The sequence below is a fragment of the Tenacibaculum aestuarii genome (assembly GCF_964510395.1).
GTDB lineage: Bacteria > Bacteroidota > Bacteroidia > Flavobacteriales > Flavobacteriaceae > Polaribacter > Polaribacter aestuarii.
Genome location: NZ_CAZEFY010000001.1, coordinates 781510 through 795254, shown reverse-complemented (window position 1 = coordinate 795254; position 13745 = coordinate 781510). Strand labels below are relative to the sequence as shown.

General features: G+C 31.0%; 11 protein-coding genes. 7 read left to right on the top strand and 4 right to left on the bottom strand.

Going from position 1 to position 13745, the window contains the following annotated elements:
• The first annotated feature begins 349 nt into the window (after nt 1–349).
• From ACKTSU_RS03830 to ACKTSU_RS03815, 4 genes are all read left to right on the top strand, one after another.
• Nucleotides 350–1579 (top strand): SEC-C domain-containing protein, encoded by a 1230-nt coding sequence (locus ACKTSU_RS03830; RefSeq protein ID WP_408035021.1) that lies wholly within the window; start codon nt 350–352, stop codon nt 1577–1579.
• A 138-nt stretch (nt 1580–1717) separates the two neighbouring features.
• Nucleotides 1718–3760 carry a hypothetical protein gene (locus ACKTSU_RS03825; protein ID WP_408035020.1) on the top strand — a complete coding sequence of 681 codons (2043 nt, stop codon included), beginning with the start codon at nt 1718–1720 and terminating at the stop codon, nt 3758–3760.
• 181 nt (nt 3761–3941) lie between these two features.
• On the top strand, nt 3942–4643 hold the full coding sequence (locus ACKTSU_RS03820; protein ID WP_408035019.1) for a hypothetical protein: 702 nt from the start codon (nt 3942–3944) through the stop codon (nt 4641–4643).
• A gap of 15 nt (nt 4644–4658) precedes the next feature.
• On the top strand, nt 4659–5516 hold the full coding sequence (locus tag ACKTSU_RS03815; protein ID WP_408035018.1) for a hypothetical protein: 858 nt from the start codon (nt 4659–4661) through the stop codon (nt 5514–5516).
• Nucleotides 5517–5585: 69 nt separating this feature from the next.
• On the opposite strand, the gene ACKTSU_RS03810 is transcribed toward ACKTSU_RS03815, so the two are convergent.
• Nucleotides 5586–6212, bottom strand: a complete 627-nt coding sequence (locus ACKTSU_RS03810; protein ID WP_408035017.1) for a hypothetical protein — start codon at nt 6210–6212, stop codon at nt 5586–5588.
• 212 nt (nt 6213–6424) lie between these two features.
• A complete protein-coding gene (locus tag ACKTSU_RS03805; RefSeq protein ID WP_408035016.1) occupies nt 6425–8581 on the bottom strand; it encodes a TonB-dependent receptor in 2157 nt (718 codons plus the stop codon).
• Nucleotides 8582–8815: 234 nt separating this feature from the next.
• Between ACKTSU_RS03805 and pdxH the strand changes: the two genes are divergently transcribed.
• Genes pdxH through ACKTSU_RS03790 form a run of 3 tightly spaced genes read left to right on the top strand, consistent with a single transcriptional unit; the run spans nt 8816 to nt 10886 of the window.
• The gene (gene pdxH, locus ACKTSU_RS03800; protein ID WP_408035015.1) at nt 8816–9463 is read left to right on the top strand and encodes a pyridoxamine 5'-phosphate oxidase; all 648 of its coding nucleotides are present in this window, start codon (nt 8816–8818) and stop codon (nt 9461–9463) included.
• Nucleotides 9464–9492: 29 nt separating this feature from the next.
• A complete protein-coding gene (locus ACKTSU_RS03795; protein WP_408035014.1) occupies nt 9493–9981 on the top strand; it encodes a SixA phosphatase family protein in 489 nt (162 codons plus the stop codon).
• Between the two features lie 8 nt (nt 9982–9989).
• Nucleotides 9990–10886, top strand: coding sequence for a Ppx/GppA phosphatase family protein (locus ACKTSU_RS03790; RefSeq protein WP_408035324.1), 897 nt, complete (start codon nt 9990–9992; stop codon nt 10884–10886).
• Between the two features lie 144 nt (nt 10887–11030).
• Here the strand turns inward: ACKTSU_RS03790 and ACKTSU_RS03785 are convergent, their stop codons facing one another.
• Together ACKTSU_RS03785 and ACKTSU_RS03780 are read right to left on the bottom strand one after the other, a co-directional pair.
• Nucleotides 11031–12482 carry a DUF389 domain-containing protein gene (locus tag ACKTSU_RS03785; RefSeq protein ID WP_408035013.1) on the bottom strand — a complete coding sequence of 484 codons (1452 nt, stop codon included), beginning with the start codon at nt 12480–12482 and terminating at the stop codon, nt 11031–11033.
• 118 nt (nt 12483–12600) lie between these two features.
• Nucleotides 12601–13716 carry a C1 family peptidase gene (locus ACKTSU_RS03780; RefSeq protein ID WP_408035012.1) on the bottom strand — a complete coding sequence of 372 codons (1116 nt, stop codon included), beginning with the start codon at nt 13714–13716 and terminating at the stop codon, nt 12601–12603.
• Nucleotides 13717–13745: the final 29 nt, after the last annotated feature.

Below are 13745 nucleotides of genomic sequence, written 5' to 3'. Positions count from 1 at the left end.
AAAAATGCGGAAAAACGGAAAACAGAACAGAACGCAAAAAAATGTCTGACTTCCACTCTGCCGAACAAAAACACAATCGGAATTTGAACAGGTTTGCGGAATTGAAAAATGACGGAACCCACTCAAACTCGGAAAAATAAATCAACGGAAAACCAAAATTTCGGAACAGAATTATAAACGGACAAAAAAGCACTAAAACCCAACACCGGCTATAGTTCATTGCGGCGGAATTTTCTGCCGAAAATTCCACGCTTTTTTACTATCTTTCGGCTACGGCGGAAAGAATCCTGCGGATTTTTCCGCAACGAAACCATAGCCCAACCGTTGTAAGTAATTAAAACAACCAATAATGTCAGTACCAATTGTATTAGATAAATCTACTTTTCAAGGTCTAAATTACAGAGATATTATTGAATTACACAGATACTATAGAGTCAATATAACACCCCTTTTGGTTTCAGAAATTTTAGGGGATTTATCAAAAGAAGAAAAGGCTGGAAGAAAACCACCAAAGGAGGAGGTAATAAATTTATCCAAAAAATTATTTCCATATAATTCTTATGTTAATATGCCTTGTAAATTAATTATAGAATATTCATTTCTTGGAAAGTTTACTGATAGCGAAAATCGCCCATTTTTAATTGCGAACGAATCCATAACAACAGAAGATAAAAACGGATTGACCTTTAAGGAAACTGAAGAAGAAGAATCTATTAAACGTTGGAAAGTGGGAAACTTCGAATCAATTGATGAAATAACTTCGACTTTATGGAGAAATGAATCTAAAGATGAAAATGTAATAAATAATTTTAAAAATAAATTTGAACATTTAGAAAATATAAAAGTCACAAACACAAAGGCTACAAATCCTGAAAAATTTGAGGAATTAAAAGAGCGATTTTTTGAGCGAATAAATATTGAAATGGAAGAAGAGGATACTCTTATCCTAATGCTTGAATATTTTCAGATAGAAGAAGATAAAAAGAAAGAGATTTTAAACAGATATAATAATGGAAGTGTTTATCAATTAGAAGAGTTTGCAGAATACGCATATTATTGTTATTCGATTGTTTCAATGTTTTTCATTGGTATGAATAATAACCTTTTCGGAGATAGATTAACCAATTTATTAGATTTAGAATATTTATTTTACGCACCATTTTCAAACGTATTTAGTACAAATGATAAATTTTTAATTTCTCTTTTCAATGTAATCAAGCCAAAAAATGTCCGCTTTATCTCCTTAAAATCTTTGAAAGATGATTTAGCGAAGTTTCAAGCATTAAACACAAGTGAAAACTGGTCTGAAGTTCCGCCTGATAAAGAAACTGAAACATTTGAAATTTGGGATAATCTTTTTGACTTAGAATTATCTGCTAAATTAAAACCAACAGACAAAGATAAAGCTAGAGCAAAAAAAGAATTTGAAGAAATATTAAAAATAGTCGAAACAGGTAAAAAAGGGGAATTTAAAGGTGAACCTGATTTTGTCGTAAAAGAGAGTTTTATGTCTAGAAATGACCCTTGTCCTTGCGGAAGTGGAAAAACCTTAGGAGAATGCCATTACAAGGGAAAATAACTACTTACAACAAAGTATAAAAATAATAAGGGTTAAGTGCCAAACCCAAAGTTGGTGCATATTAATAAAGTCCGCTAGTTTGAAAAGTAAGTGCATTTTAACCCTTTACTATTCTTATACAAACCGCCGTAAACAATTATGAAAAAATCATTTTACATACTGCTAACATTATTGATTTCGGGAAATATTTTCTGTCAAAATTCAATAATTAATGAAAGTGATATTCCAAAACTTGATTCCATTATAAATGGCTTGGAAGTGAATTACAGTCAAAGTAAAACGCCTAATTTTTACTCACTTCCACAGACGTCAGGCAGTTATTTCGAAATCATTACAAAAGACCCAAAAAGTTTCCTCACTGAATTAAAGAAGTCAGAGAACCTAGAACAACTACAAAATAAATTCAAAGGATTACAAGTTGACAATGATTTATTGGTAATAAGAAACATCTATTCTGACTATAAAAATAAAAAGAAATTAGAAATAAAATCTTTTGAAATTGCAAACAATCAAAACCATGGCATTAAGTTATCATTTAATGATTCCCTAAACCATAAAAACTTAAAACATTTTCACTCTAGTTATACAAGTAAAAGGGATAGCATAACTACGATTCGTGGCTTTTATTTGAATAATGAATTCAAATCAATCAGCATTCCAAAAAGACTTTCAGATTGGATAAACTATACAGACTTAATAGTAAAGCCAGAAACATCTATTTTTTATGATAATGACGACAAGTCAAATGAATTTAAACCATATAAAAGAACCATTATTGACTCATTAGTAAATTACTATGAACTAAAAACCGAAAAACCTCCTTATAGAAAAGAACAAGATTATATCACTCGTAGAAACGAATTAAATGAATGGCAATCTAAAAAAGAGAAATTTGCTGACAGCCTTTATACCAATGATAGTAATTTTAAAAACCTTTTATTAGAAGCTTTAGATTACGCAGAAAAAAACAAAGTCTCAAACGGAGATTTAGAGGATTTTACTGCTCAACTTATTTCGGAGAAAAGAGCTTTGGAATTAATGAGACAAAATAGACAAGTTGGAACTTGTAGTTTTGACAACGGACCAATAATCCAACAAAAAAGGATTGCTAATTTGGCTTCCAAAACTCAAAATTGGATTGTTTTTATAAAGTCGTTCTTAAACATAATGAATGATAATGTTTCCAGAAATGCAAATAGTAATATTGCTTCAAATGCAAGAAAAACGTATATAGAAGAACTTGCGAAATTGGATATATATATTGATAAAATCTTATTAGGTTCTAACATAAGAATTAATGATACAACCCGAACCCATTATTTTTCAAATGGTAGCAAAATCGCAAAAGCATATGCTAACTTAAATTCGGACAAACAAGAATATTTCAAGAATACAGTTTTTGAAATAATTAAAGACAAAGAAATTGATGCTTTTAATAAGCTTCATTTTTATAATACTCTAAAAAACTATCAATATTTTGTTAAAGATAGTATTGAAAAAACTCAGTTAGAGAAAGACATTGAAAATCTAATTCCATTTCTTCCTAAAGAAATAAAATCAAGAATTGAAAACCCCAACAAACAATTATACGATTTGCTTTATCGTGAAAAGCAAACGTTGGATAGCTTTGAAATCAAATCCTCAATAATCGCAAATATTTATTCTTACAGTTTCGGCGGAGACTGTTGGCAAGCGGAACTTATTGACAAAAACTCTGATGGAAAAATTATTTACGACTTAACAATGGCAATCGGAGAGGAAATAACGCCACTTCAAAATTTTATTGACAAAAAAAGCAATTTGAAATCTAGTGTTGAGAAACATTCATTCTTACAGAAAATTATCAATGATAATAAAGAAAATAGGGTTTACATAAAATTCACAACCGACAAGTCATTTGTTAATCACAGAAACAGAGTGACCGAAGATATGCCAAAGGAATTAGTAGACGAATTGGACTTTAAAAATGCAATTTCTCTATATGTGTCATTTCCGAAAAGAAAGTATGTACGCTTTGTTTTATTAAATAATGGAAACTTATTGATGTTAGGAATTCCAAAGGGTTTTGAATTGTTAGACTATAAGTTTGAGGAATTGGTGACTAAAGAAAAAAAATCATTCTTATCGACTTCTTATAAAAGTTTTAAATTGTTTGATGAGAAAGGAAAGATGTTGAATTAAAAAATAACTGTGTACAACAATGGCTATAAGTAATTGCTTTTTCTCGCCTACTTCTAAAAATCCTCGCGGATTTTCATATAGGTTTTAATTTACTAAATTGGATACTTAAAAAAAGAAATTAAACACATACAAATCTCTTCCTGTAATTTTAAAACACTTAAAAACTAATTATTCAATCAAGATGAATATATTCTCTTATCATTTAATCGAACTTCCTTTATTTGAATCGGTAAAAAGAATATTCTCGAATCCTATCTCCAAAAACACGAAAGGACTAATTCATTCAGAATATATGACAGCAATGACTCTAGGCTCCCCAATCCTTTCTACATCTAGAATCTTAATAAAACAAGTAGCTGTTTTTATGCAGTGGGAAAATGAAATTTCGCTTGAAAATTACTTGGAACAAGACACTTTTGGGAAAATTCTTTCAAAAGGGTGGCACGTACGATTATCTTTTATTAGAGAATGGGGTAAATTCAGTGGTTTCAAGATACCTCTAGATAAAGACAAATTAGAAAACCCAAATTCTCCAGTAGTTGCTGTAACTATAGCTAGAATGAAACCTTTTGAAGTACCTAGATTTATTCATTGGGGAAGACCAGTTGAAAAACTTGTAAGAGATCATCCAGGAACAACACTTGCATTAGCTTCAGTAAAGTTTCCTAATACAGTTTCAACATTTTCAATTTGGAAAACTGAAAGAGAAATGACCAATATGGTTCATGGTCATAGTGTAATAGAAAACCCTAAAAGACATTCGAACTCAATGAAAGAAAGGGAAAGGAAAGATTTTCATTTTGAATTTACTACTCTTAGATTTAAACCTTTAAGCGAATTTGGAAAATGGAAAAATCAATCAAACTTTATTCCTTTTGCTTAATAGATATCAAGCATAATGAGCATAGCTAGTAAAAACCAAAGCATACAAGATTGGATTACCCAACAATGGGTTATTCTTTTTGGTAAACAAATCGATCAATCAAAACACAAATGGCTTTTAGGTCCATTTGGTGAAATAAATGGTATTGGATCAAAATTTATTGAACAATTAGCAAAAAATGAAAATTTATCAATCTGTAAATCCAATGAACCCAAAGGTCTTTTAAAATCGATTGAACAGTTAAATCTACCTTCTTCTGACCTAAATAAACTTTCAAAAGACGTCATTGATTTTTATGAAAATACAAGCAACTATGAATTTGACTTGACAACAAAATGGAATCCTTTTTTTCTCCTTTTCGGACATTTACTAAAATTACTTTTTAGTAATAGACTTCAACAACTAAATATTCCTTTGAGTAGTAATAAAAACTCAAAAGAAATGAATAGTGAGATTGTTCAACTAACTGATAAAGCAACAGAGAAAGTAAAACGAATAATTTGGTTAAGAACATTTAAACAAACTTTTCAAGTAGTCTATTCAGGTGTTTATGAAACTTGTAAAATCCCAAATGGAAAAGTTTGCATAAAAGCTATTTTTCCATTACCAAACGGAAATGCAACAGTAATTTTACAACCAATTGTTGGTGAAAATGGGGAACTAATTTTAAAGTCAGCTGGAAGAAAAATTGGAGATAGCGGATTTTACTTTTTATTAAAAGATAAAAAAGGAAATTTATGGACTAAGTTTATAAAATCCTTTAAAGATAGTTTGACGGTATCTTCAGAGAACAACAAAATAACAGCAAACCAAGAATTGACATTTTACGGATTGAAAGTACTGAATTTTAGATACGATATAAAAAAACGATAAATAACTATAATTCCGAATGGATTCGATTACCTTCCAATCCACTCGGAATTACTGCACAAAAGATACAACTTAAGGCTTCCTACATTTTTTTAAGACCTCTTCTGCTCTTTGTATATTAAATCTTGGATAAAACTTTTCGGTCATTTTTTCTTCTTTCCCTAGCGCTATAGCTTTTTTTACGTTGTTGCAAAAAGGCTCAGTAGATTGACCGAAAAAACGAGCTGCTCCCATATCAGACTCTGCCTTACTTAAAATAACCCTTGGGTTGTTAGGAGCTATTTTTAACGCTTTTGCATACAAATCTGCGTTTTTCATCGACATGGTCATTCCATACTTTTGTCCATCAAAAACCATATAAGAAATATTCAACAAAGCTTGCGTTATTAAAATTTCTGGATTTTCTGGTGAAATCGATTTAGCAACATCTAAAAAACCTTGTGCTTTGGTTAGTTTAGCAGTTAAAGTTGTCTCGTCTTTAATTTGAAAACTCTCTACAATTTCAATAGTCGCAGCATAATAAGATGGCAACCAGTTGTCTTTTTCTGCTTTTGAAATTCTTTCAAACAACTGAGCTGCTTCTGTAGTTTTATTTGTTTTCCATAACTCAAACGCTTTGGTCATTCCTTTTTCATATTGACTTTGTGCTGATACATTTACAGCAAATACAATGGCTAAAAGTGTGATGATTTTTTTCATTTTTCTGATTAGTTTTAATTAATACTTCAAATATCTTGTGATTGCTATTGCTCTCATAATAAAGAGCACTGAGCTGTTATTTTTTTATGACTGAGTTGTTATCTTTTTTAGATTTCTCACTTTGTTCGAAATGACGAACTATATAAATATTAGTCATTTCGAAAGAACGAGTGATAAGAAATCTAACTAAATGTATTCTCTTACTTAAAAAACTATAAATTGTTTAGTTGGTTATCTTTTTTATCATCACTAATAGTCCAAAAGAACCCTACAAAAAAGAATCGATCAGCTGACGGCACAATTGCTTGTCGATCATAAACACCTGTTGAATTCGGAGTATCCTTGTAATTATACCCAAATACATTTTGGCTACCTAACACATTGTTTACTGAGAAATACAAGATTTTTTGTTGACTGATTAAATACGCCCAATTCACACTTACAGAGTTGTAGTTTTTAGTTTTTTGATTTAAAAACCCACTAGTATTAGGATCGGTATAACTTCTTCCAGATGCGAAACTATAACTCATTCCTACTTGACTTTTCCAATCGGCAATCCAATGCTTTGCTACTACTGACACATTGTGTTTTGAAGCAAAATTAGGCGTCGCTTTTGTTGTGTAATTTTTATAATCTCTTTTGGTATCTAATAATGAATACGACACCCAATAATCTGTATTTTTTATATTCTTATTATCTCTCCAAAAAACATCTATTCCTTTAGAAAAACCTTCGCCTAAATTTGAATAATTTGAATTGGGTTGAGCAAAATCTGTATCGTACTTTACCAAATCTTGATACTTTTTATAGTATCCTTCTATTCTTAAAATCTGATTGTCTTTTACATATTGATAATTAGCTATAAAGTGTGAAGTATTCTCTGCCTTAAATTCCGTATTGAATTTTAAATAATCATTCTTCGGGTTTTGATAAAAGCGTCCATACGCTAGTGAAAATTGAGCATTATCTCCAGATTTATATGCTATTGATGCTCTTGGAGACAGTGTAAATTCTCCCAATAATTCTGAATACTCACCACGAACCCCAACTTTTGACCCTAGTTTTTTAGAGAAGAAAATATCCGCTTCGGCAAAACTTCCTAAAATATTATTGTTGAATTGGTAAGTAGTATTTCCATTGGTTTCGCTTTGATAATCTTCAGTAAAATTGGTTACGAAATATTCTGCTCCGAAATTGAGTTTAAATCGATTGGAAAATCGTTTTTTTAGCACCGTTTTAAAATGAGCTGAATTCTCATTATCAACCACCTTATCATCTATAATCCCAATTTTTGAATGATCATTAGTAAATGAAGCTCCTCCAGAAATCGTCCAATTATTAGCTAAATGTTGTTTGTACGATCCGTTGAAATACAGGTTTCTATTTTGTAAAGCAAAGTGAAATCCGTTTTCATAATTAATGTTATCTTGAATCATATCAAAATCTGCATAACTATAAGCTCCGTACAACTTTAACAGCGATTCATTATCAAACTTAAATCGGTAAACCGCTTCACCGTTTAATGATTGTACTGGTTTATTCCATATATTTCTATCTGGAAACAACTCTTGATAAGGTGCTAAATTGATATACGATGCATTTACACTTAATGAATTTTTACCAAACACCTGTGTATTACCTACACCTAAACCAACTGTCATTAATGATATATCTGTTTTTTCTTTTACTGTTTCATCATTCGTATTTAACAATAAAACACTTGATAATGCTTGACCATACTCTGCTGAATACCCTCCTGTTGAAAACCTAATTCCTTTAAACAAAAAAGGAGAAAAGCGTCCACGTGTTGGAATATTACGTGCGGTAGGTGTATAAGGTGTAAATACTCGAATTCCATCAATAAAAATTTGTGTTTCATCAGCTTCACCACCACGTACAAACAATCGTCCGTCTTCACTTACCGAAGAAGTTCCTGGCAAGGTTTGTAAAGCTCCAACAAAATCTCCCAAAGCACTTGCGGTAGTTACTACATCTAACGGTTTTAAGGCAGTTACCTTAGCATTATCACCAGCTTCGAAAGTTCCTGCGTTAATGGTTACAGCATCTAAAGTGATTACATCTTCACGAAGCGCTATTGATATATTTTTAAATTCAGTAACATCTGCCGTTTTTGTATAGTTTTCAAAAGAAATAAAAGACACAACTAACGTTTGCTTTCCTGTTTCAGAAGTAGTAAACGAAAAATTTCCTTTTTCATCAGATGAAGTTCCGTCATAAGTACCTTCTAAATATACATTTGCTCCTGTAATTGGATTTCCTTGATTATCTGTTATTTTTCCTGAAATAGTGGTTTGTGCAACAGCTAAAACCTGAATAAAAAGACATACAATACCTAAAAAGTGTTTCATTATTTTGATTTTTTGATGGTACAAAACTGTCTTCTTTTAAAACCTTTACATAAAAAGAACTACCCAATCGTATAATTTTAAAGACGAACTGTTTTAAACATCTAAACTGATAGCAGATACTTTTCACCCTACGCCTTTCTTACTTTTGATTATACAAATCTTGCTAAATTTTAGTGCATAAAAACATCTATACATTTGAAAAATTGTACTTTTACATAGTATAAATTAACAGTAATGGCACACGATTTAAGTGACTACAGAAAATCTTATGAGAAAAAAGAGTTGTTAGAAAGCAACTGTCCTGAAAATCCAATTGAGTTATTTAGAGATTGGTTTTTTGTTGCCGACGAATCTGAGTTGGTAGATGAAGCCAATGCTATGACTATAGCATCTATAGGGTTGGATGGTTTTCCGAAAAGTAGAGTTGTTTTGTTAAAAAAATATACTTGGGAAGGGTTTATTTTTTACACCAATTACAATTCAGAAAAAGGAAAAGCTATTTTAAATAACAACCACGTGTGTTTATCTTTCTTTTGGTCTGGCTTAGAACAACAAATCATTATTAAAGGTACTGCTGAAAAACTGGCAAAAAACCTATCTGATGGCTATTTTGAATCGAGACCTGATGGAAGCAAATTAGGAGCTTGGGCTTCTGAACAAAGTAACGTAGTTACATCACGTGAAGAACTAGACCAAAGGTTAGTTTCTTTTGAAAAACAATTTGAAAATCAAGAAATTCCAAGACCTAAACACTGGGGGGGCTTTTTAGTAAAACCTGTTTCTATTGAGTTTTGGCAAGGACGCCCAAATCGTATGCACGATCGCATTCGATACACGTTACAAAAAGATTTTTCTTGGAAACTTGAACGTTTAGCTCCTTAGTTTTATATTTACATAGTATTTATATTTGAATGAAAACACTATATATCGTTCGTCACGCTAAATCATCATGGGAGTATGATAGCGTTAAAGATATTGATAGACCTTTAAAAGAACGTGGTATTAATGATGCCCATCTTTTGTCAAAATACCTAGCTAAGAAAATTAACAAACCTGATGTTTTTCTTTCTAGTAGTGCCAATAGAGCACTGCATACAGCGGTTATTTTTTGTGAAAACTTTGGATATCCATTGTCAAACCTTAAAATAAAACGTCAGTTATATAATTTTAGTGATGGTTATTTAGTAAAAACAGTAAAAGCACTTGATGATAGTTTTGATAGTGCCATTGTATTTAGTCATGACCACGGTATTAATAGTTTTGTGAACAAATTTGGTAACAAACCTATTGCCCATGTAACTACTTGTGGTGTTGTAGGAATTCAGTTTGATACTAAACACTGGAAAGATATTAAGAAAGGAAGCACTATATTGATAGAGTTTCCTAAGAACCATAGATAAATCTATATATTTTGAAAATAAAGAAGTACGGCGCTATTGATATTGGATCTAATGCAGTAAGGTTATTAGTAGCTAACGTTATTGAAGAAAGAGATAGAGAACCCCAATTTAAAAAATCATCGTTAGTTCGTGTACCTATTCGTTTAGGAGCTGATGCTTTTGTTTCTGGACGAATTTCAGAAGCAAACACGCAACGTATGATTGATGCAATGCAGGCCTTTAAACTCATCATGAAAATTCATGGAGTTGAACGCTATAAAGCTTGTGCTACCTCAGCAATGAGAGAAGCAGAAAATGGTGAAGAAGTTGTTAATTCAATTTTAAAAAATACTGAAGTTAAAATTGATATTATCGACGGTAAGAAAGAAGCAGCCATTATATCCTCTACCGATTTAAACCAATTAATAGAGTCTGACTCTACCTACTTGTATGTAGATGTAGGTGGTGGTAGTACTGAATTCACTTTATTTTCAAAAGGAAAAATTATCCGTTCTAAATCTTTTAAGATAGGTACCGTACGTTTACTAAACAATAAGAAATCTGAAAACAAGATCATTTTTAGTAAAGTGCAAAACTGGATTGAAGAAAACACCCGTGATTACAGACGAATTTCTTTAATTGGATCAGGAGGAAACATCAACAAACTCTTTAAAATGTCTGGAAGAGATATTGGCAAACCTATCTCATACATTTACTTGAATGCTCAATACCAATTCTTAAAAAAAATGAGCTACCAAGAGCGTATTTCTGAATTAGGTTTAAACCCTGATAGAGCCGATGTAATTGTTCCTGCAACAAAAATATACCTATCTGCGATGAAGTGGAGCGGCGCTAGGAAAATTTATGTTCCTAAAATTGGACTTTCAGACGGAATCATTAAAAGTCTATACTTCAACAAGCTTTAAACGTTGTTTTGTGACTTTCACAGAATTATAGTGTCATATAGTTAGAGTAATTTCTTATTTATGGATATACTCTAACAAAAAATCAAAAACAAAAACCTCGCTATTGCGAGGTTTTTTATTTATTATAAATTTATCTTTTTACTACTACTTTCTTGTTATTTGAATTTTATCAGTTTTCAACTCTTTTTGTATCCAAGTTCTTAACTCTTTTTCATTTTTAACAATTACAGAGTCTTTCAATTTTTTATTCCACTTTACAGAAACTACAGTGGTTGTATCTACTTTAATAAAATCACTCGATGATAGTACCTTTGCTAAACTCATTTCTTTTATATCATTAAACCTTATTTTTGCCTCTGTACTAATTTTACTAAAAGGAATTGAGTTTTTATCTCTATACAAAGCATCCTGTTCTATTCTTTGGTTTAAATTAGAAATTGTTCTTTTCAAGTCATCAATTTCCATGTGTAAACCTTTTATCACATTATCTTTTTCATCCAATTCTTTTACAGCTCTATCATAAGCATCTACTACCCTATCAACACTTTTAGCTTTATTTTCATTAATAACTAAAGAATAAGCATCTATTTTAGGGAAAGTTTTTAATTCATTTCTTAAAAAAGATTCCGTTGCATCGCTTACGTCTCCGTTAAAAAATAATTTTATGGTTTTCTCTTTAACCTCTAGCTTTTCACGCTGCAACCATAAGTTAGGATTATCATACACTTTTGCTTTTAAAAACCTTTTATAACTAGCATCAATTACACTTTCGTTATATACTCCTACAAAAGTAAACAAAGCTGGAACCATTACTAAAAAAGCAATGAAAGATGCTATTTGAGCTATTCTTTTACGTTTTGCTGAGTTTACATAACGAATCATAGTAAACCCTAACAACTTTAGCACTAAGAAAGTTGCTAACGCAATAAAGATTGTATTAATGGTAAATAAATACATTGCCCCTAAGAAATAATCAAAATTCCCTATTGCTAAACCATACCCTGCTGTACACAATGGAGGCATTAAAGCGGTTGCAATTGCTACTCCAAAAATTACTGAAGCAATAGTTCCTTTTTTAGTTCGAGCAATAATCAAAGCTAAACCACCAAAAAAGGCAATTAATACATCTCGAATATCTGGACGAACTCTACCTAACAACTCTGAAGTTTCTTCACGAAGTGGAAATAAAAAGAAGAATAAAAAAGCGGTTAACAAACTCAACACAATCATTGTTGCTAAGTTGGTTAACGACTTTCGTAATGTATCAATATCATTGATTGCAATCGACATTCCCACTCCTAAGATTGGTCCCATTAGTGGAGAAATTAACATGGCACCAATTACCACAGCTGTTGAGTTTGCATTCAACCCTATAGATGCGACAAAGATTGAGCAAATTAAAATCCATGCAGTTGCTCCTTTAAAAGAAATATCGCTTTTTATCGCTTCAATTGTAGCTTCTTGATCGGTATCATCTCTAAAATCTAGAAGTTCTAATATAAACTTCTTTATCTTTTCCCATAAGCCTTTTGCATCTTGCTGTATTGCTTGCTTTGATGATTGCTCTACAGCTTCCTCTTGCTTATTTTCTTCCATAAATTTTGATTTTTGTTAACTTTGGAAAGATACGAAATTCCCAAATTAGAAAAGATATAAAAAACGCTTGAAGATTCTAAGTCTCCAAGCGTTTTACATACCCTTAAAGAGTTTATTCTTATTTAATATCTAATTTGTTTTTCAACTTTGGTGCAATTGCATCTTTATGTAATAAAACAGATATTGTTTTTAATTTAAAGTAAGGAACTGACATATATACATAACCTTGGTTTCCCTGATTTTTACCCCAAGAATTTTTTACTTTAAAATAGGTGTTTCCTTTTTGGTCTTTTACCAAACCTACAATATGCATTAAGTGGTCGTCTGTTGTATTAAAGTTTTCAAACTCACTTTGACGTAAACTTGGTGTAATAGTTCTTTCTTCTACTATTTCAGTCAATGCTTTTTTGTTTTCTGTACTACTAGCGGGAATTACTGCTACTCCGTTTTTTGATGAAAATGTTTTTTCTGAAACATCACAATCTAACTCTACTGTATATCCTTTTTTAATTGCGTCTTCTGTTACTGCTACTAATTCATCTAAAGAAACATTATAAAATGCCCCGTTTGAAAAATTATCTGGAATGTTTAAAATGAATTGGTCGTATTTTTTTGCATGTTCAAAAGAGCTAATCGATACATAATTTGAAGGATCAATATTTACATACTCTGCAAAAGACTTAGGAGTATATTTTTTTCCTTCAAAAGTAAATTCTTCTTTATTTTTCCCTAAGTATACATCCAAAACACTTTCTACTGATTGCTTCCACTTTGGACTTAATTCTCCTGCTGGATTTTTGATATAAGCATCCAACATCGATTTTAAGACCGCAATCATTTCTGCATGATTATGTCTATCTTGTCCAAGATCTAAACCTGTAAAAACCTGCTCAGGCACTAACCCATATTTTTCTACAGAATTAATTACATCGTGCGCTAACCCACCTTCGCTAAATTGTGCTTTTCCTTGGCGGTATAAGTAATTATTTGCTTTATCAGAATACGTATTACGAACCGTATACATTTCAGATAAATCGATGTTTTTACCTGTTAATCTGATAATTTCTGATTCTAAAAAAGAGGTTGTAGAAAAACTCCAACACGTTCCTGTTCTTCCTTGGCTTTTTACTTCTGTATCTTCAATATCTTTTACTGTTGAGAATTGATATTTTTGCGCTGAAGTTGAAGTTATACTTAAAAAAGTGAATGCTGCTCCTAATAGAATTTTTTTCATATTTAAAAATCTTATGATAATTTAAGCAA